Origin of the sequence: Amycolatopsis acididurans, from assembly GCF_012328925.1 — a bacterium.
Classification (GTDB): domain Bacteria; phylum Actinomycetota; class Actinomycetes; order Mycobacteriales; family Pseudonocardiaceae; genus Amycolatopsis_E; species Amycolatopsis_E acididurans.
This window is the reverse complement of the sequence record NZ_JAAXLS010000083.1, coordinates 1-17,776: the sequence shown is the minus strand read 5'-3', so window position 1 is coordinate 17,776 and position 17,776 is coordinate 1. Positions and strand designations below refer to the sequence as shown.

General features: G+C 66.3%; 20 protein-coding genes. 2 read left to right on the top strand and 18 right to left on the bottom strand.

Annotated elements, in window-relative coordinates; translation table 11 throughout:
- A partial coding sequence (locus tag HFP15_RS40840; RefSeq protein ID WP_168523765.1) for a cytochrome P450 occupies positions 1 to 506 on the top strand: 506 nt, incomplete at its 5' end.
- 159 nt (positions 507 to 665) lie between these two features.
- Here HFP15_RS40840 and HFP15_RS40835 read toward each other — a convergent pair.
- The 18 genes from HFP15_RS40835 to HFP15_RS40750 form a co-directional block, all read right to left on the bottom strand.
- On the bottom strand, positions 666 to 2,963 hold the full coding sequence (locus tag HFP15_RS40835; protein ID WP_168523763.1) for a site-specific integrase: 2,298 nt from the start codon (positions 2,961 to 2,963) through the stop codon (positions 666 to 668).
- 246 nt (positions 2,964 to 3,209) lie between these two features.
- Positions 3,210 to 3,593 (bottom strand): helix-turn-helix domain-containing protein, encoded by a 384-nt coding sequence (locus HFP15_RS40830; RefSeq protein ID WP_168523761.1) that lies wholly within the window; start codon positions 3,591 to 3,593, stop codon positions 3,210 to 3,212.
- Positions 3,590 to 4,801 (bottom strand): tyrosine-type recombinase/integrase, encoded by a 1,212-nt coding sequence (locus HFP15_RS40825; RefSeq protein ID WP_168523759.1) that lies wholly within the window; start codon positions 4,799 to 4,801, stop codon positions 3,590 to 3,592. Before HFP15_RS40825 ends, HFP15_RS40830 begins: the two co-directional genes overlap by 4 nt.
- Before the next feature lie 221 nt (positions 4,802 to 5,022).
- A complete protein-coding gene (locus HFP15_RS40820) occupies positions 5,023 to 5,532 on the bottom strand; it encodes an adenine nucleotide alpha hydrolase family protein (protein WP_210718535.1) in 510 nt (169 codons plus the stop codon).
- A 6-nt stretch (positions 5,533 to 5,538) separates the two neighbouring features.
- Complete coding sequence (locus HFP15_RS40815; RefSeq protein WP_168523757.1) at positions 5,539 to 5,817, bottom strand: hypothetical protein; 279 nt, start codon at positions 5,815 to 5,817, stop codon at positions 5,539 to 5,541.
- A gap of 189 nt (positions 5,818 to 6,006) precedes the next feature.
- Positions 6,007 to 6,351 carry a hypothetical protein gene (locus HFP15_RS40810; protein ID WP_168523755.1) on the bottom strand — a complete coding sequence of 115 codons (345 nt, stop codon included), beginning with the start codon at positions 6,349 to 6,351 and terminating at the stop codon, positions 6,007 to 6,009.
- Positions 6,352 to 6,403: 52 nt separating this feature from the next.
- Positions 6,404 to 6,667: a hypothetical protein gene (locus HFP15_RS40805; RefSeq protein WP_168523753.1), complete on the bottom strand. Its 264-nt coding sequence runs from the start codon at positions 6,665 to 6,667 to the stop codon at positions 6,404 to 6,406.
- 221 nt (positions 6,668 to 6,888) lie between these two features.
- Positions 6,889 to 7,563, bottom strand: coding sequence for a hypothetical protein (locus HFP15_RS40800; RefSeq protein WP_168523751.1), 675 nt, complete (start codon positions 7,561 to 7,563; stop codon positions 6,889 to 6,891).
- A 63-nt stretch (positions 7,564 to 7,626) separates the two neighbouring features.
- A complete protein-coding gene (locus HFP15_RS40795; protein ID WP_168523749.1) occupies positions 7,627 to 8,190 on the bottom strand; it encodes a hypothetical protein in 564 nt (187 codons plus the stop codon).
- A gap of 75 nt (positions 8,191 to 8,265) precedes the next feature.
- Complete coding sequence (locus HFP15_RS40790; protein WP_168523747.1) at positions 8,266 to 8,817, bottom strand: hypothetical protein; 552 nt, start codon at positions 8,815 to 8,817, stop codon at positions 8,266 to 8,268.
- Between the two features lie 86 nt (positions 8,818 to 8,903).
- Positions 8,904 to 9,764, bottom strand: a complete 861-nt coding sequence (locus tag HFP15_RS40785) for a hypothetical protein (protein ID WP_168523745.1) — start codon at positions 9,762 to 9,764, stop codon at positions 8,904 to 8,906.
- Between the two features lie 85 nt (positions 9,765 to 9,849).
- A complete protein-coding gene (locus tag HFP15_RS40780; protein ID WP_168523743.1) occupies positions 9,850 to 10,509 on the bottom strand; it encodes a hypothetical protein in 660 nt (219 codons plus the stop codon).
- 42 nt (positions 10,510 to 10,551) lie between these two features.
- Entirely contained in the window at positions 10,552 to 11,421 is an 870-nt protein-coding gene (locus tag HFP15_RS40775) for a hypothetical protein (RefSeq protein ID WP_168523741.1), read from the bottom strand.
- Between the two features lie 133 nt (positions 11,422 to 11,554).
- Positions 11,555 to 12,640, bottom strand: coding sequence for a TIGR03299 family phage/plasmid-derived protein (locus HFP15_RS40770; protein ID WP_312871998.1), 1,086 nt, complete (start codon positions 12,638 to 12,640; stop codon positions 11,555 to 11,557).
- Positions 12,641 to 12,663: 23 nt separating this feature from the next.
- Positions 12,664 to 13,071, bottom strand: coding sequence for a hypothetical protein (locus HFP15_RS40765; RefSeq protein ID WP_168523739.1), 408 nt, complete (start codon positions 13,069 to 13,071; stop codon positions 12,664 to 12,666).
- A gap of 43 nt (positions 13,072 to 13,114) precedes the next feature.
- Positions 13,115 to 13,879: a hypothetical protein gene (locus tag HFP15_RS40760; protein ID WP_168523737.1), complete on the bottom strand. Its 765-nt coding sequence runs from the start codon at positions 13,877 to 13,879 to the stop codon at positions 13,115 to 13,117.
- A 35-nt stretch (positions 13,880 to 13,914) separates the two neighbouring features.
- Positions 13,915 to 14,073, bottom strand: a complete 159-nt coding sequence (locus HFP15_RS40755) for a hypothetical protein (RefSeq protein WP_168523735.1) — start codon at positions 14,071 to 14,073, stop codon at positions 13,915 to 13,917.
- A gap of 1,588 nt (positions 14,074 to 15,661) precedes the next feature.
- Positions 15,662 to 17,266 carry an AfsR/SARP family transcriptional regulator gene (locus tag HFP15_RS40750; RefSeq protein ID WP_246272532.1) on the bottom strand — a complete coding sequence of 535 codons (1,605 nt, stop codon included), beginning with the start codon at positions 17,264 to 17,266 and terminating at the stop codon, positions 15,662 to 15,664.
- 21 nt (positions 17,267 to 17,287) lie between these two features.
- Here HFP15_RS40750 and HFP15_RS43275 point away from each other — a divergent pair.
- Positions 17,288 to 17,776 (top strand): hypothetical protein (locus HFP15_RS43275; RefSeq protein ID WP_246272530.1); only part of this gene is annotated, 489 nt, incomplete at its 3' end.

The following is a 17,776-nucleotide window of genomic DNA, read 5'->3' as shown; positions in this document are numbered from 1 at the left end:
ACTGGCAAGACCGCGCCCGGCAGGAATCCCTCGCCCTCGGCGACGCCCCCCTCGACATCGACGCCCTGGACAACCTCGACACCCTCGACCGCGTCATCAAAGAAGCCCTCCGGCTACTGGCCCCCGTGCCCCTCGTGATGCGCACAACCGTCACCGACACCGACATCCTCGGCCACTACCTGCCCGCCGACACCCTCGTCGCCCTCGCCCCCGCCATCAACCACTACGTGCCCGCATACTGGACCGACCCCGACACCTTCGACCCCGACCGCTTCGCCCCACACCGCCGCGAAGACCACAATCATCGCTTCGCCTGGCTCCCCTTCGGCGGCGGCGTGCACAAATGCATCGGCATGCACTTCGGCACCCTCGAAGTCAAAACCATCCTGCACGAAATGCTGCGCACCACCCACTGGACCATTCCCCACGGCTACCACATCCGCTGGGACAACACCTCCCTTCCCGTGCCCTCCGACGGACTACCCGTACACCTCAACCCACTCTGACACCCCAACCGCGACACGAGCGCACCTGCGCCCACCGATCACGAGGACACGGACACCCCCGGCCGGTGGCCAACTCGAAAGGGGACCGTCTCAGGCAAGCACGATCCCCAACGGTAGGTGAACCGCAACGAACAGCCCTCCGGCCGGCACCCAGCTCGGTTACTCGGGGCCGGCGGTGCGCCGTCCTTGGCGCAGGCGGCTGGCGACGTAGCTGGCGCGGTCGCCACCGTTTTCGCGGTGCCAGGCGCTGGCGGTGGTGTCGGCGACGCCGAGCAGGTCGGCGAGCATCTTCCAGTGGACCGAGCCGACCAGCGAGAGCCACGCGCCGTTGCGGGCGGTGCGGACACTGGGGACACCGAGCTTGCGCAGTCTAGTCTGCAGCGTGGCTGAGGTGATCGGCTGGTCGGGGCGCAGCCCAGGGAACAGGTAGGGCGTCGGGCGATGCCGCAGCGCGCCGGCGAGCGGGCGGCGGTTGGTGACGAGCCGGTGCAGCAGCGCGGAGAGCCGGGGCCGCAGCCACAAGGAATCGCGACCGAGACGCAGGCCGAGGATGCCGGGCTCGTCGGGATGGGCGAGGACATCGTCGGCGGTGAGGTTGACCAGGCGCCAGCAGCTTTGGCCGTACTGCAGGACCAGGCAGCCGGCGACCCGATCCGCCAGTGGCAGCGTGTCGTCGGTCTCCAGCGTGACGGCGAGCAGCACACGGTCGGTGTCGCTCATGATCTCCCGGTCGCCGGTGTGGCGCGAGGTGCCGATCGCGACGTGGGCCGGGGTCAGGCCGTTGGTCGCGGCCCACAGCAGGAACGAGCGGGCATGGTGCTGGCGGGGCCGATTGCGGATCAGCCAGCGGTCCACCACGGGTTGGGTGAGAGTGGCCAGGCTGGTGCCGCGGGTGCCGAGGTAGCTCAACAGCAGGCGGGCGGTGTCCAGCTTCCGGCGGAGGTGTTCACGCTGGTAGTACGTGAAGCCGGCGTCCTGCTCGGCGTGTTGGTGGGCCAGCGGCATCAGGTGCCATCGGGCGTAGCGGGCCAGGATGGTCTTGTCGTGCGGGGTGGTCGCCCGCTCCATCAGGGTCTGGACGTCGCGGGTGAGCTGGGCGAGTTCTTCCTCGCGGGGTTCGAGGAGTTCGGCGAGCACCAGCAGGCCGCGCAGGTGCTGCACGGCGGTGGTCTGCCGCAGCTCGTCGAGCGCTTGGTGGGTGCAGGCCAGTTCGCCGGTGACCAGCCGGCGGATGAGTTGCCCACCGGGCCGGCGCAGGTACAGGCACAGCGAGTAGGGGTTGTCGTAGTTCTCCAGCAGCTCGGCCAGTGGCGCCAACCAGGCGGCCGGTTGCCCGTCGGGTTGGGTGAACACCTCGCTCAGGTCGCGGCGTGCGGTGCAGGACGGGCACTGGCCGCGGAGCAGACGGCCCATCGCTCCGCAGGTTGGGCAGTGATAGGAGAACGTGACGCCCGCGCAGTCCGGGCACAACGGTCCGGCAGCCTCGCGGCCGAACACCCCGGCCAGCTCACCGCAGCGGTGGCAGCGCGCGTGCGTGAGTCGTACGGCGTCCACACAGGACAGGCAGACCGGGCCTTCCGGCCAGTGCCGTTCGGCGCGGGCTGTGGTTCCGCACCGGGCGCACGGGACCTGGGCGGCCAGGTGGCACGGCACGCACCTGGCCACGCCGTCCGCACCGGGCATCGGCATCGACGGTCGTTGCCCGCAGTCGTCGCACGGTGGGCCGGGCCTTACCACTTCCCAGCACGCTTTGCACCACGGTCCATTGTGGTCGCGAGAGCACACGACCTTGCGAGCGCCGCAGCCTGAGCACGGTTCGGCCTGCGCCCGGCGGCGGCAGCGGTCACACCACGGTTCGCCGTCGGCGTCGCGATAGGCCACCAACCGGGTCCGGCCGCAGTTACAGCACGGCTGACGCGGAATTGCCCGCTGAGCGCAGGCCCGGCAGACGCCGGTGCTCACGATCCCGACCTTGCGGGTCTTGCCGCAGCGCGGGCACAGCACCTTCGGCGCACGCCGGTTGTCGCACCTCTCGCACAGCGGGCCCTCGTCGGTGAGCCGAGCCGCCGGCTTGTCCTCACCGCAGTCGACGCAGCGGCGCAGTGGCCGTTGATGCTCGCGCTGGTAGCACGCCTTGCACACCGGCCGCTGCTCGTCGCGAATGGCGACCGGTGCCGTCCGGCCGCACCGCGAGCAGGGTTCGGCCAGGTGCGCCTGGCGGCACCGCTCGCACCACGCTCCCTCCTCGGTGTGAACGGCGGCCAAGACGACCTTGCCACAGACCCAGCACGGCTCGCGGGGAAGAGTCTTGCGGTGGCAGGTGTAGCAGACCCGGCCCTGCGAGGTGTTCTTCGTGGCCTTCATCGTCCGCCCGCACACCGAGCAGGGCTTCGGGACGCGCCGCTCGCGCTGCCAGCACCGCGAACACACCGGCTGCCCGTCGCGCCGCGCGGCCACCCGCCCGGACCGTCCGCACAGCGAGCACGGTTCGGCGAGGCGCTTTCCGTTGCAGTTCCGGCACCATGCCCCCTCGGCTGTGCGTCCAATCGGGACGGTCAGCCGACCGCACCCGACACAGGTCTCCTTGTCCCGGCGGGCGTGGTAGCAGGTGTGGCACAGCCCGCTGGTGACCAGAGACCGGTCGCGCCCACAACCGGCGCAGACACCACGCCCTTTCCCCACGTTTGCAACCCCTGCGTTCGGTCAGCTCTCGGCGTCGAAGAAGTCCGCGGACAACAACGGCATGTCCGGCACGGCCGGCCGTGGGCCACGGCGTGGCTGCTCGTCGGCGGCCTGCTGCGGCTCGATCTCCACCGCCAGGTCCTCGAAGCGGCAGTCGAGGATCTTGCACAGGGCCAGGATCAGCTCGATCGGCATCTTCGGCGGACGCTCCGCCCGCACCAGCCGGTAGATCGAACTGCGGTCGAACTCGAAGCCATACCTACGCAGTTCCGGGATCAGCTTCGTGGTGGTGTACCAGTTCTTGCGGACCGCCATCAGGTCGCGCAGCCGCCACTCGTAGCGCGGCTGCTGGGCTCGCAGGCCTTCGTTCTGCTCGTCCGGCCCTGGCCGGGACACGGCGTTCATCGCACCCTCCTCCGACCGCGGGCAGGCTCACCCGACGCATGCTCGGTGATGTCGTCGTTGAAGTCGTCGTCCATCTCCGCCTCCGTCTCGGCCATCGCGAAGGCGCGCTGCAAGGCGGCCTCCTCGGCCGCGTCCAGGTGCTCACGGACCTTCAGGTTCTTGAACTCGCTGCTGACCGCCGTGTAGATCGCCGTGGTCGCCGCGTGGGAATGACCGACCTGATCGGTGACGAACTGGCCGTCGTAGCCGGACTCGATCAACCGGGTCACGTACGTATGCCGCAGGCAGTGCGGCCCTAGATAATCAGGCAGCCCAGCCAGCTCGCGCCAGTGCTGGAAACGCTGGTTCACCGCTCGCTCGGAGATCATCTCATCGCGCTCGGTCGGGAACATCACGCCGTCGTCCTCGCGGTCGACATAAAACAGCGGGCGCACGTTCGCCAAGTAGACCCGCACCGTCTGCACCGCCCACGGCCACACCGAGATCACCATCCGCCGCCGGGGCGGCTGCCCGGCGCTGGGCTTGCCCCACCGCACTGCCAGCGCCGCCAGGTCGCCGAACTCGGGCAGCTTCGCCTGCCGCCGCCAATCGTGCGTCTCCAGCCGTGCTGCCTCCCGGCGCCGCAACCCCCAGCCATACAGCGTGGTCAACAACGCCAGGTCACGGGCCGCGGTCAACGCGCCCTTGCATCCCTCCGTGCGCAGCCGCTGGATCTCAGGTTCCATGCAGCCGAACAGCCGCTTGATCTCCTCGCGGGTCAGCGGCCGGTTCCCGCTGGGCTTGCCGATGTACTCCTGCGCATGACGAACCGCGTTCAAATCCCGCAGCGCGAACGAGTTGAACCGGCCGAACAACTCCTGACAGACCTGCGGCCACTCGTAAGCCGGATCACTCAGATACGCCAGATACAGCGCGAGATCGTTCTGATACTTACGCATCGTCGAGTCGGCCACGGTGTCGGCCAGCATCGCCGACCACCGATCGAACAGACCCCGGTTCCACACCGGCTCCCACGGGTAGCCGTCCGCCACCACCCGCACCTGCCGAGCGATCCGCAACCGCTGCCGCACCGTGTCCTTCGACAACCGCCGAGCCCGCTGATGATCAGCAAACCCCTGCAAAGTCTTCTCGAACACCGCCTCTGCCGGACGCAGCATCGACACGCCCGGCACCACATGCACCGTGGCAACCCCCGGCACTGTGGACATCAGGCCACCACGGCTGACGTCCGAAGTCCGTCGACCATCAACCAATCGTCACCCTCCGCAACAGAGATCGTCGTAGATCACTGCAATTTGATGCACTGGAAGCACCAATAGAGCGCAGGCTACACCATATTTACGATTGTTCGGCCCGCACCTCGATCAACACGGTGGGCGCGTGATAGAACTTGGTCGACGCATGTACTGGCCAGGCGTCGGATCGCGGGCTAACCTCGTCGGACCGTGATGCAGCCAGCGCAACATTGCTCGAACTTCTTCAAACGTGCGCGAGACTCCTGGGCACGCAGGCCCATGCAGTTGAGCACCTGAGCGGGCCGGTTGATCGTGCCTAGCTCGTTGACCAACTGTGTGACGAGTTTCCTTGCTGGGCCTCGCTTCTGGTCAGAGGTGCAGTAGCGAGCTGTGGCCGACGGCCAGCGCCCGCGCTGGCCGACTTGGGTCAGCAGGTCTCCCTGCTCTCGGTGGCGCTCCTCGTATCGGACGCCGTAGTGCAGGGCTTGCCGCCTAGCGAGGTCCGCGGTTCCTGGCCATTCGACGCGCCCCAGTGCGCAGTGCAGGACCGTGATCCGGTCCATAACTCCCGCGTCAGCCGCGCGGCGGCAGACGACGTCGAGCATCGCTTGGGAATCCTTGCCGCCACTGGAATTCACCAGAATGATGTCGTAGCGAGCCAGGTCCGGATCATCCGTCTTTTCGTGACAGTCGTGGTGGCCCATGCGCGTTCACCCGACGATCTCGATGCTGTCGAGGCGGCGCACGTGCTCGACCTCGTCGTCCTCCACAGAACACATCGCGTCATAGAGAACAGCCGGGTTCTTCTGCAGCAGGTCCCGCAGCTCTTCGATCGTCGCGCTCACTGCGAGCTGCTGGCGGGCGCGGTCCGCGTCTTGGTTTACGGCTGACGGATCGGGCGTGAAGACGGCGCGGGCTTCGTCCACCGTGAGTGTCATCGCGAACTCCTGCATGAATGTCCACGAAATACGGAACTCTTGGGCGCTCATAAGGATCTCCAATCAGGACAGCGGGCCTGTGGGGATGACATCGGATGCCATCCCCACAGGCGGATTTTGTTCGTCATTGATGTGGCCGAGAGCGACGTGCAGCCGACGGGCCAGGATGCGGCTTCGTGGTTCTTACGCGGGATGCTGGCGGGGCTTCTCGGTCGGCCGCGACGGCGGGGCCGGGCCTACTTACTCGTTGTTATCCAGCCGGAGCAGTTCGGCCAGCGCCTCCGGCGCCTTCTGCGCAGCCGGTGAGGAGGGCGCGGACGTGGTCGCCGATGGTTCGGAGGCTTCGAGGGCTTCCAGCTTCCGTCGCACGGCCGTGAGCGACTTGTACGGGTGGCCCGTGGCTCCATGGTCCTGGGCCGCCTGACTTTGCAAGTAGGAAACCATGGTCGCGGCCTCCGTCGCGCCCATCTCGAAGACGGCAGTGGTCGCGGTCAGCCGGACTTTCGCCGCCTGCTCGCTGCTCATCGTTTCCCTGAGCGCCCGAACATTATCGTTGGTGAGTTTGGTCAGTTTCACTTCGGTCATTGCTGTTTCCTTTCTTTCTTCCGTTTCCGCCGGGCCTGTCGCTGCTCGGCGGCTATCGATCGCAGCCGATCTCGGCGAGGTAGTCCTCCCGGCCGTCGCTGATGGCGGCGGCGAGATCGATGTCGAGGGCGTCGGCGAGGTGGTGCAGGTCTGCGAAGAAGTCGCCTATGAGGGCGTGGAAGGTCTCGTAGCCGCCGCCGACCTGCGCGGCATAGGCGTTGATGGCCGTTGCAGCGAATCCGGCCTTGCGGGTGTTGTCGTGAATGATGTCGTCCTGGTTGGCGGTGTCTCGGGGCTCGCCGTCACCTGCGAACATCGTCGGGTCTAGTTTGTCGATAGCGACAGGCCCGAGTGGACGTACGCGATTTGACTTGGCATGCATGGCTTTCCTCTGTTTCCGCTGTCGTTCGATCTGTCATCTGCGCGGCACAGCCGCCGGTTGAAGGCATGGCTGCGAAAAGCGGAGGGGGCCGTCAGGGACGGCCCCCTCCTGCCCGCGATGGCCGGGCCCCGCATCGCGGTCGGCTACCGGCCCGGTCAGTCCGCGCGCTCCCACTCGAAGTTGGCACCAATCGAGAAGCGGCCGTCTTCGGCTGCGGTGATCCGGTCAGGCAGGTATCCGTCTTCACCGATGGCCTGGTGGTCGACCATGACGATCGTGTCGCCGTCCCAGTAGGCGAGGTCAGATCCTTCCGGGTACTTGCGGGCGGTGTCGCTGATCCAGGCGACGACCACCTCGGCCACGGTGCGCCGGAAGCGGGGGCATCCAGCCCTGCTCCACCCATGGATCTCCGAGGCGAGCGCAGGAAAGGCGGGGTCCGTACCGTCGATGTTGATCGTGACCAGGATTTCGTCGTCCTCGGGCACGAGCCGGGCGGAGTCGGCCAGCAGACCGGCATCAGCCTGCGGATCGGTTGGCGGAGCGGTGAGTTCCCAGCACCACCCGCGATAGCCGATCGCGTAGCGGTTGTTCTCGTCCGGCTCGATCCGGTCCGGCCTGTGCTCTTCGGTTTCGAGGACCGTCAGCACGTCGCCGTCGAAAGTGGCTGTGTCGGGCCATTCGTCGGGGTCGTGGTCGTGCATGGTGTTGAGCCACAAGGCAATGGACTCGGCGACAGTGCGCCGGAACTGGGGCACAGCGAATCCGTTCCAACGCTCGTCTTCGATGGTTGCTGGGAACGCCTGTGTGGTGTCGGCGAGGGCGACGTACACCTCGCCGTCTGTCGCGGTGAGATTCGGTGTGAACATGGCAGATCCTTTCCTTGCACAGAGGCGTTATCGGGTGGTGGTGATCGGCTGGGTGGTCCAGGCATAGAGATCGCGCGCCATGCGGGCGTGCTGGCGGCAGTAGAGGGTGTGCGGTGCGCTGCTGACCTGTTGGGTTGCGCGCCGATGGCAATAGCGCGGCGGGCGACCGTCGCCGAATTCGGTTTGCCAGGCGCACACCCGGAGGCGGCGGAGGAAGACCACGAGGCCCGGTCCGCCATTGACGCCGAACCATCGGCCGCCGTCGCCGTCGGTGGCGTGCCAAGTGAAGCGGGTCCAGCGGTGCCCGGTGGGCGTGGTGGCTCGTTCGCCGGCCTGGTGCCGGTCGGCCGGGTCGACGGTGGCGAGATGCCCGCCTGACCAGGTCGTGAGTGTCGCGCTGTCGCAGGCGACGTAGGCGGCGAAGCGGGTCGCGTGGTTGAGTGCGTCGCGCTGTCGTTCGGTGGCGCAGGCGTAGCAGATGGTCGCGCCGGTAGCGGAGTCGGTCGCGAATCCGGTGCCGATTCCGTCGGGCACCGGAACATGTCCGCAGTCGAGTCGAGTTGCCGCGTTGACGACGGCTCCAGTGGCCATGACGATGCCCTTTCAGTAGTGGAATTTAGGTAGATACGAATCCGCGCGTATGGCGGCGCGTTGCACGGGTGGCGGTCAAGCTCCGGCGTATTTGCATTGAACGATTTCGCCGTGGTGACGTCCGGCGCATTCGATGGTGCCGAGTGTGCGATCTTTGACCGCGAGTCGGCGGCGGGCATCGGCTTCGAGGTCGTCGATGGTCGAGCCTTCCAGCGCTTCGTGGTGCAACTGCCGCTCACCGAACACGCGAGCATCGGGGAAGGCAGCGGCCCACATGCGGGCGTACAGTCCGGCGGCAGCGGATCGCATCGGGGCAATCGTGCTGACTTCGCTGCAGGCGCAGCACACTTCGACTGCCGTGCCCGGTCTGGTGTCTGCGCCGTTGACGACCCGATTCAGTATTTCGCGGCAGTGCGGCCGGAACACGAATTCGCGGGACATGCGCTCATGCGTGGGCGTGAGCAGCGAAAAACTGTGGTAGAGCGTGTCCGCCTCAGCTGGATTAGTGGTGATCGCTCGTGCGACTTCCTCCTCGGCCCAGTCCATCTGGTCGAACAGTGAGCCGAACATTTTGGTGATGTCGCCGAGAATGTCTAGTACGGGGTCACTTTCTGTTGATGCGGTCATGGCTGTTTCTCCTGCGTTGCTTGGCTTTCCTGTGCTTCTGCGCGACGCGGTCCCACCTGCGCGGCAGCTCTTGGGGCGCGAGGTGGTCAGCGGTGGCGGGTGATGCGGGCGAGCTGGACGAGTGAGGTGATGGGCCCGGCCCAGTAGCGGGCGTGGGCGGGCTCGTCGCCGATGCCCCACACGGACAGCTCGACCTGCGGATTGCTGGGGCGTGTCCAGGTGGCGTGAACGCCGGGCCCGGTGGTGCACCGGATGCCGTGCTCATCGCAGGCGTAGGTGTCCGCGGGGCCGGTCCACCCCATCCCGTGCAAGAACTCGGCGACCTGGGCATAGCTCGCGTCGAGTGGTTGCCCCGGGGTGACGGGCGCACGGTCGGTTGCACCGGATTCGCCGGTGATCACAGCGCGAACCTCGGTGGTCTCGAACAGGCGTCCGCGCTCATTGGAATCGGCGTAGGCCAGCGCGTGCGGCCCGGTGAACCACAACGTGAGCGTGTGCCCGTCCCGGACCCAGCCGCGCCGGTAACCGCGCCGCTCGCCCAATTCGGCGGACGGGATCGGCGGCAGGGTGCCGTCGAGTTCGTGATCGGGGCGGGCGGCCCATCCGTGCGCGGCGAGGTCGTCGAGAATGCGGGGGTAGGCCATGTCTTTGGCGCGGGCTCCGGTGTATCCGGCGGCGGCGCGTGCCATGGTGTCGGCGAGGCGGTTCATGCGCGCGGTGACGTAGCGCAGCCCGTCCGGTGGGTAGGGCGTGGCCTTGAACAGGGTGTGCGCGTCGTCGGTGAGGTCGGCGACCTGGCAGCGCAGCTCTTCGGCGTAGGCGGCGAGTTCGGCGAGGCTGGCAGCGCGCAGTGCCGCAAGCCCTTCCGCCGCGTCGGCGCGGGCACGGTTCCGGTCGGCCTCGGCGCGGGCCTCGGCGAGCGGGTCGTGGTCGGTCTGGTGATTCATCGGTGTTGCTCCTGTGGGCAGGGCTCGCCGCCCCGCCGTCGGTGGCGGCGAGGCGGCGAGCGGGCGGGCGACGAACGCGGGCGGGTCAGTGGTCCTGGTCCCATCCCATGCGGGCGGCCCAGGCGGCGAGTGCGCGCGCGGCCTCGTGCGGTGTGCCGTAGGTGGGTTCCTCGGCGGCGGGAAGGTCGGGCCGGATGCTGCCGCCGGTGAGGTCGCGGGCGCTGTAGCGCTCGCGGTCCCCTTCGGTGATGCGGCGGACGGTGCCGATGCCGAGTCCGTTGACCGTGATGGGCCATGCGTGGGTAAAGGCGAACCGCTCCTGCTCGGGGGCGGTGGTCCGGTGGTGTGCGGGCCAGCGGTACGCGGCCCACCAGTTGGTCACCGTGACGTCAATGACGCGGTCTCCCGCGTCGACGATGGCGCTCACCAGGTCCCGTGCGGCGGTGGCCCCGATCAGGTCGGCCAGCCGGGCGTACGCGTCACGGGCCGTGGTGAGTCGCGTGAGGATCGGTGCCGCTTCGCTGCGGAGGGTGTCGGCGTCCATCTCGCCGATCGCGTCGGTACGGGCGTCGTAGGCGTCGCGGTCGGTCATACCGGGTGTCCAGCGCGGGGCCAGCGCGTTGATGCAGTCCAGGCACGTGCTGCACCGGTAGACGCTGGGGTGTGACACGGCAATGGAAATCCCCATGCCGATGTTCTCGCACCCTGGGGTTCCGCACTCGCCGCTCATGGTGCCTTTGCTCATGTTTCCTCTGTCCTTTCTGGATTGAGTTCGTGGGCTGGGTGGTCAGGACCAGTCGCTCCACCAGCTGCGGACCTCGGAGGGCTCGGTGTCGTAGCACTCGGTGATGACCTGGTCCAGGTCAGCGGTGGGGTTGTCGAGGCGGGTGAGCGCGGCGTTCACAACGAGATTGATCAGGTCGTCGTCACGGTCGCGCGTGGCCACTTCGTCGATCACGAGGTCGGCACCGTCGTTGACGGCGCGGGAAACCTGGTCTCGAGTGAAGTGCGGCATCTCCTGGTCCGTCGGTTTCCTTTCCGGTTCGGACTTGGTCGGGTGGTCGGTGTGCGGGAATGTCGCGAGGAACGCGGCGACTTTGGCGGCGTCGTCCGACGCGACCGAGAAGGCGAACGCCACGTGCTTGCAGTTGCGGGGCACCGTGGCGGTGCCGGCCAGCGGCCCCTGGTAGCGCACGATTGCTTCCTGCGGGTCGCAGCCGAGCGGGCTGAGTCCGGGCGGTTGGACGGTCGCGCCGAGCGGGTCCGCGATGGCGTGCGCGAGTCGGTCGCGTGCGGCGGCCTGGTCATCGATTCGTTGTTTCAGCTCGCGGGTTTCCGCGAGGGTGGCCCGGTAGCCGAGCAGCAGTCGCCGGGCAGTCTCGGCGGCGACGGTTTCGGGTGTCTTGGCCGGGGACACCGTAATTTCGTGTAATGGCGCTGGGTTTCCGTGGCGGTGCCGGATAGTCGCTAGTTCGGCCGGGAGGCTGGCGGAAAGCCTGAGCCGTGGTGCCTTCTCCCAGTCGGAGTAGCACACGTGAACGTCTTCACCATCTGGGCCGATCAGGACCCGGTCGCGGTGACCGTGGTAGCCCGGTTCGACCGTCCATGTCCCGTCGAGCGCTTCCGCCATCGCTTCCGCAAATGCCTGCATGTCCATGGGTTCGTTTTCCTTCCTGTGTCGCGGATTTGTGTGCGCCGGAATTGGTTCGGGCGTCGGCTATGGCCATCTCGCGGCCACGGCACCCGCGCGGCGCATGGCCGCGCGGGCACCGAAGCGGCGACAGTCCTTTTCAGACCGAGGCCAGCACCTTGCCGAGCGTCGTCACGGTGTCCTGGTCGAGCGCGTCGGCTTTTCCGTCCACCGCGCGGGACATGTTGCGTTCGGCGCGGGAGGCGTTGCGCACGATCGCTTCGTGGTGGGTGTAGGTGTTGATGGCCTGCACCACTCCCCACGCGGTACCGCGCCACGGGCTGACCCGGTTGTCGGTGTTCCACAACCGGTTGAGCGCGGCCCGTTCGTTTGTCGCGGTAGTGCGGGCACGTCCCTTCTCCTCGGGCACTGGAGTGTGTGCGTCCAGGAAGGCGCGCCATGCCTGGTCGGTCACGGTCGTTTCGCACAGGGCCTTGACCTCGGCGGCGAATTCCTCGGCCACCGTGTGGACCATGGCGAGCGCGTCACGGGCCTCCACGATGCGGAACTTGCCGTTCTTGGAGTGCTTGACCTTGAACTGTTGGCCGTACTCGCGCAGCCCGGCCGACATCGTGTTGTCGCACACCACGTTGGTCACGGTGCGCTTGTAGGTGGTGGCAAGGCTGCCGTCGTGGCTGGTGCAGGCGACCAGGTTCGGCCGGAACTCCACGCCTTCCGGGGTGGTGATGTTCTCGGGCACTTCCACGCTCACCCATGCCTGTCGGCGGTCGCGCAGCAGGCCCGCGGAACCGATCGACAGACCGTCATCCAGGATCGTGCCGACCTTGTCCAGTAGCCATTCCTGGTACTGGTGCACGGTGTACCCGTCGGCGAAGATCCCGAGGACATCACCGGTATCCGATGCGGTGATGGCTTGCTTGTTGGGCACGCGGCGAAGGCCGAACTTGCCCGCCACAAGCACCGGTTCCGGTTCGGCGGTCCAGTGGAACAAACGTCGCTGCACATCGGCGACCGGGATGGCTCCGGCATAGTGGTTCGGCTCGCTGCCTTGCGCCGATGCCCGGTAGTGCCACGCGTGCCCGCGCTTGTCGGTAAACCCAATCAACACATTGTTGTTGAGCCATTCGCTGGTTTCTTTGGACATGACAAACCCACTTTCGTTATCGGAGGTGATAAGGGAAACCGCTGTGCGGTCACGGCGTCCGCACGCGAACGCGCGCGGCACGGAAACGCCACAACACAGTGCGGCTAGTTGCCGTAGTGAGATCGCATCGACTCTTCCGCCCGACTCAGTGCGGCACGTTGTGAAAGCCACCGTTCGGCATCGGTGAAATGCCGGTGCCATTGCTCAGTTTCGTCGGGCTCAACCGAGCAGAACGCCAACCCGCGCCACAATCCGCGCCAGCGAAGGATCACGCGCACGTGTCCGTGCTCGGTGGCGTAGGCGAATACGGTTTCGTCGTCGGACTGTTCGTGTCCTTGTGGGCCCGATTCGGCGAGATAACGTACTACCAGGCTCACCACAAGTTCGTGGTCGGCGCCCATTATTGATAATGCTTGGTACGCGCGCCGGACTCCGTGCCGGTCGGCGTAGTCACGAAAGATCGCGTATTGCCGATCCCGCTCGCGTCCGGCGGCCGGATTGTTGGTATCCACTGTGTACTCCCTTTGCCTAATCCCCTTGACTGGGTCGCGTTCGCTACGCCACGTTTTTGCCGTAGGGATAGACAACGGGGTAGCAGTGTTCACAGCCGCGCAATGTTTCGCGAACGTCCGACATGGTTACGGTGTGATTGCCGTGCCGGTATCCGTTGACCATCACCGAAACGCATTCGCAGTCGTCTTCTGCGTAGTATTCGGCGCAGTCGTAATGCAGCGGCTCATCACAAGCGCTTTCGAGCCACTTGTCACACTCGGCGCATTGCCGATAGCCCAGCTCGGACATGATGTGGTCGATATCCCAGCCGTGACAGTCGGTGCACAAGCTCTGTCCGTCATCGCTCAGCGCCGAAACGACGTCCGCCGCGATTTCCTCGGGCACGTCGTAGCACTCGACAAGCACGCGTGCGGCGTTCTCGGATTCCCGCTCTGACAGGTCTTCGTCGTCGAGCAGCGGGTATCCGGCGAGCGCGGCACCGATACGGTCGGCGGCCTCACGTGCAGCGGAATCGCCGTAGTCGTAGGCAAGAAGGCCGTTCCACTCGGTCGCTTTTCCTGGTGCCGCTTCGTCCATGAGTCGCATTGCCGCATGCCCGTTGGACACGTCCGCCAGGTGGGCGCACTGGTGCCCAGTGAGGTAGTCGCCGGGAATTGGCAGCGGATCACCGCCCGATCCGAGAACGAATCCGAAACCGGACCAGTCATTATCTCGGGCACAGTCTTCACCGTCCCATGTCCCGTAACGAAAGTTCTGCCTGAAGAACAAGTGTGCATCTTCGGAAAACGAAATTTCAGGGTTGTTCATGATTGACACTCCCAGCGGGTGCGGATTAGTGCGAGTCACAGACCGCATGCGGCAAAGAAACGGTCTCGGCCGAATCGGTGGTTTACCGATTTGAAGTACGTGCACAAGGCGTCGGCGAGTGCTTTTCGTTCGTCGTCGGCGACAACTTCCCGACGTACGGAATCAGCAATTTCTTTGAAGTCTTTACGCGTCATGACAGGTCCTCCAATGGTGTTGTAAGTTGCATGCTGTTTGGCGGTTCAGGCCAGTTGCGAACTGGTACGGGTCGAAATGTGGACACTGCGGGTGCGATTGATACAAAGGGGATCATCTTCTATGTCCGTGCGATGCGTAACCGCAAGCGATAGCGCCCGGTCGACCGGTAGCGCATTCCCTGAACCTCCCTAAAAGGGAAGCCGTTATGTCTAGTGCACAACGCAGGGAACCATGCCCGTAAGACATAGCGTGCTACGAACGACAAAAAGCGCGACGCGCTTGAGAGAGTGACGTTCAATGTCGGCAACCGCTTTACACAATCCGGACGCCCACACGTTGTGACGTTTTTCGGTGCTAGACCACCATGTAGTTATCTTGGGGACACACCTCTGGCAGGCATGCCTTTTATGCGCGCTACTCCGCTCTATAGCAAGGGATTCACATAACGGGGCTGCAAGCGCAGTTACTACGCATTCCAGACTAGAAATGCGCGTTTGGCTACGCGTCGTTCCCCACTACTGCCCTGCACGGTTTCGCTGCTGTCCGCGCGGCCCAAGCCGCTGCCCGCGCTATGCGGGTCTTATGGTTCGTAACGACCAAACCTTTAAGGAAAAGAAAGGAAGGAGATCGCTCGCGGGACGCCGTGTCCCGGTCCTCACGCCCTTCTCTGTCTCACCCTTTCCGGCCTGTCTCGGTTACATGTCTAGGTTGACACACTGCCTAGACACTTTCAAGCTTCAGTCGGGTTCCGTTATCTCGCCGTTACCTTCGGCGTCGCCCCCTACTCAGGGTCGGTCGGGCCCTTGAGCTGGGAAGATGCAGAGGAAGAGAACGACCCGCACAGCGGCAGCCAGCGCCCGCGCCCGCAACCCGCACAGCTTTGGATTCAGTGCGAATTTCTCTTTGGATATCGTGCGGATTTCGAATCACACCACTTGCGGCCACGCCGTTTATGTGGTTGTCAATATCCATGAGTCATGTTTCTGTATCGTTAGGTTTTATCTTGCGCGCAAGGAAAATGACAGAAAGAGCCATGCGACCACTCGGGACCAAAAAGAAGAATGGAAGGAAAGCTGCGGAGAAGGAGAATGAAGAAGAAGCTGGCTACAGCGGAACGGAACTTGCGACGGAAGGCAACGCGAGCATCAGATAGCCAACACACCACCCAAGCCGACTGTTCACGTGCCTGCCGGCACCGAAGTCGGGGGACACGGAGGAAGGGGTTGCCCAGCGTTGGCCTGTAACAAGGCTTTGACGCGCCCCTTCCTCTCTAGTGGGAGTCCGGAAAGGAAGACGGAAAGGAAGGTGGAGAGGAAGGTGGACGGGCGAGAGGGCTATGGGCTCGCCGCCGACTCCGTGCCGGTTGTACACGCCGCAGAGTACTGGCCTCGGGTCGTGCAGCAGATCGCCTCCGCGGCTGTCACCGCTGCTTCCCAGAATCGCACGAATACGTTCGCGTCACGGCGCTCAAAGTATTCGTGAGGAATCAGCCCAGTATAACGAGGTTGGCTCGTGTTGGACAGCCTTCGGCAACTGGTGGGTCGCAATGAGAATCGCGGCTGTTCCTGCGTGAGGCGCTGGGTTCGTTTAGCTGGCTTGCCGGTTGGATAGGTGATTTCTCGGCTGTTGCAGGGCGTCCGCGAGGCTGAGGGTGCTTGGGGCGGGGCGTTGGTCGAGGTCGGCCAGCGATGTGGTGAGCAGCTGCAGGGTGCGTGGGATGCTGTCGTGCTGGCCGAGTCGTGCTTGTAGGCGCATGAGGTCGCGGTAGATCGCCTCGTTGTAGGGGTCGAGGTGGCGGGCTTGTTCGAGCAGGGTGAGTGCCTCTTCGGGGTGGTCGGTTCTGATTTTGCGGATCAGGGTGCTGAGCGCGTCGAGGACGTCGCGCCGGAGTGCTTCGCGGGGCCCGTCGATCCAGTCTGCGGTGATGCCTTCGGCGAGGTCTCCGCGGTACAGCTCGGTGACGCGGTTCGACGCCGCGACGGCCTCTGTTGCCGGGGCTTGGCGGCTGGCGGTGATGGCGTCCTGGAGCCGCCAGAGGTCGGCGGTCAGGATCGTCTGGTCGAGCCGGTAGTGGCTGTCCTGGTTGACGATGATGTCGAGGGTGTCGTCGTTGCTTGCCCGGCGAAGGCTGCGGCGTAGCTGGGACAGGGTCGCGTGGAAGCTGTTGTAGGGGCGTTCGCCGGGAGCGTCCGGCCAGAGCGCGGCGCTGAGGGTGTCGCGTCGGCACCCGTCACGGTGTAGTGCCAGGTAGGCCAGGATCTCGCGTTGCCGCGGAGCGAGGACGTCGATGAGGTCACGGGGTTCGGGGTCCGCTTTGGTCAGGTGCAGCCGGCCGAGCACTTGCAGGTGCAGCGGCGGGACCGGGCCTGGATCTGTGGCCGGGACCGGCGCGGTCGTGGGGTTGTCGTCGTGCCGGGCGGCCGAGGGGTGCGGCTGGTTGCTGATCTCCGGCGGGGATGGCTCGGGCGTTTGTGATTCAGCCGGTCCGGACGGTCCGGTCGTCGGGTTCTCGCTGCGGTTGTCGCTGGCGGTCTCCGTCGACGGGGTCACGGCTGCAGTAGCGAACTCGTACTCGGAGACGAGTGGCTCGGCGCTCGCCGTCGTGCCCTCGGCCCGGCTTTGCCGCTGTGTGCCTGGTTCCGCGGCGCTGCTGGCGACGGTGCGGTCTCGGATCGGGTCGTCGCTGCCGGGCTTGGCCGCGTGTAGGAGTGCGAGCAGGTCGCGGGCGTCGGCGTCCGGCAATGTGAACAGTCGGGCGCTGGCCAAGTCTTCGCTTAGGGTGGGGCTGGTCGCTTCGACGGTGCCGTCGTCGCGCACGCGCACGGTGCCGCCGGGGTGCCAGGGGCCGAGGAACACGCCAGCCAGACCGAGGTGTGAGCCGTTATCGAGGACGGCGTGCGCGCGCCGGTTCGTGTCCGCGGTGGGCGTTGCCACCACCACGGCAGGCCCAATGTCGCCGTGCGGGTTCGCCGTGTTCGCTGGCGGGGCGTCCTGCGCGAGGTCGCCGGTGTCGGTGCGGGCGACCAGCTCGGCCTCCAACGTCGCCAGCGCTGCGGGCAGATCATCGACGATGCGCAGCCGGTCCGGGACGGTATCCGCCAGGTCGTGTCCGAAGAGCGCGCGGGCGTCGTCGGCGGGCATCACGATCATGGCGTCGAGGCCGTCGCTGGTGGCCTGCGCGAGCAGAGTCATGATCAAGGCCCGTGCGGCGGCGTGGGCACCAGGACCGGTAAGTCCCAGTCCCCGCGTGCTGGCGAGGTCGAGCGCGATGGCGTGCCCGCCGCGTACGCCGAGCGAGGTGTCCTGGGGTGCCGGGAGCACAGCTCGGACCGTGGCCTGGGCTCGGTCGCGGGCGTGGATGTCGGCCGGTCGTGGATGTCCAGGTGGTGCTGGCGCAGCAGCCGGGTCGTCGTCGGCCGGATGGGGCGCGGTGGTGTCGTGGGCGATGCGCAGTGCGCGGACGACCGGGAGGCCAGCGGGGTCAGCGTCGTCGCGTGCGCCGGGGTGGTACCAGCGGCGGCGCCGGAGTCGGACGGTGATCATCGCGAGGGTGATCAGGGCAGCCAGTCCGAGGCCGACGAACGCGCCGGTCGGCAGTGCGATACCGGTTCCGGGCTGTGCCTCGGGCATGTCCGGCTGTTCTCCTCGAGGTGTGTGCGGCGGGGCGGGCTGCTCGGCGGAGGTAGCCGGGGCTTCTGGGGC

What these genes read in the sequence shown, in the direction of transcription:
- HFP15_RS40775 (WP_168523741.1), bottom strand. Translation starts at nt 11,421, where the DNA reads ATGGACATGCAGGCATTTGCGGAAGCGATGGCGGAAGCGCTCGACGGG.
- HFP15_RS40755 (WP_168523735.1), bottom strand. Translation starts at nt 14,073, where the DNA reads ATGACGCGTAAAGACTTCAAAGAAATTGCTGATTCCGTACGTCGGGAA.
- HFP15_RS40750 (WP_246272532.1), bottom strand. Translation starts at nt 17,266, where the DNA reads ATGACTCTGCTCGCGCAGGCCACCAGCGACGGCCTCGACGCCATGATC.
- HFP15_RS40820 (WP_210718535.1), bottom strand. Translation starts at nt 5,532, where the DNA reads ATGGGCCACCACGACTGTCACGAAAAGACGGATGATCCGGACCTGGCT.
- HFP15_RS40780 (WP_168523743.1), bottom strand. Translation starts at nt 10,509, where the DNA reads ATGAGCAAAGGCACCATGAGCGGCGAGTGCGGAACCCCAGGGTGCGAG.
- HFP15_RS40805 (WP_168523753.1), bottom strand. Translation starts at nt 6,667, where the DNA reads ATGTTCGCAGGTGACGGCGAGCCCCGAGACACCGCCAACCAGGACGAC.
- HFP15_RS40830 (WP_168523761.1), bottom strand. Translation starts at nt 3,593, where the DNA reads ATGAACGCCGTGTCCCGGCCAGGGCCGGACGAGCAGAACGAAGGCCTG.
- HFP15_RS40790 (WP_168523747.1), bottom strand. Translation starts at nt 8,817, where the DNA reads ATGACCGCATCAACAGAAAGTGACCCCGTACTAGACATTCTCGGCGAC.
- HFP15_RS40795 (WP_168523749.1), bottom strand. Translation starts at nt 8,190, where the DNA reads ATGGCCACTGGAGCCGTCGTCAACGCGGCAACTCGACTCGACTGCGGA.
- HFP15_RS40760 (WP_168523737.1), bottom strand. Translation starts at nt 13,879, where the DNA reads ATGAACAACCCTGAAATTTCGTTTTCCGAAGATGCACACTTGTTCTTC.
- HFP15_RS40810 (WP_168523755.1), bottom strand. Translation starts at nt 6,351, where the DNA reads ATGACCGAAGTGAAACTGACCAAACTCACCAACGATAATGTTCGGGCG.
- HFP15_RS40785 (WP_168523745.1), bottom strand. Translation starts at nt 9,764, where the DNA reads ATGAATCACCAGACCGACCACGACCCGCTCGCCGAGGCCCGCGCCGAG.
- HFP15_RS40815 (WP_168523757.1), bottom strand. Translation starts at nt 5,817, where the DNA reads ATGAGCGCCCAAGAGTTCCGTATTTCGTGGACATTCATGCAGGAGTTC.
- HFP15_RS40825 (WP_168523759.1), bottom strand. Translation starts at nt 4,801, where the DNA reads ATGTCCACAGTGCCGGGGGTTGCCACGGTGCATGTGGTGCCGGGCGTG.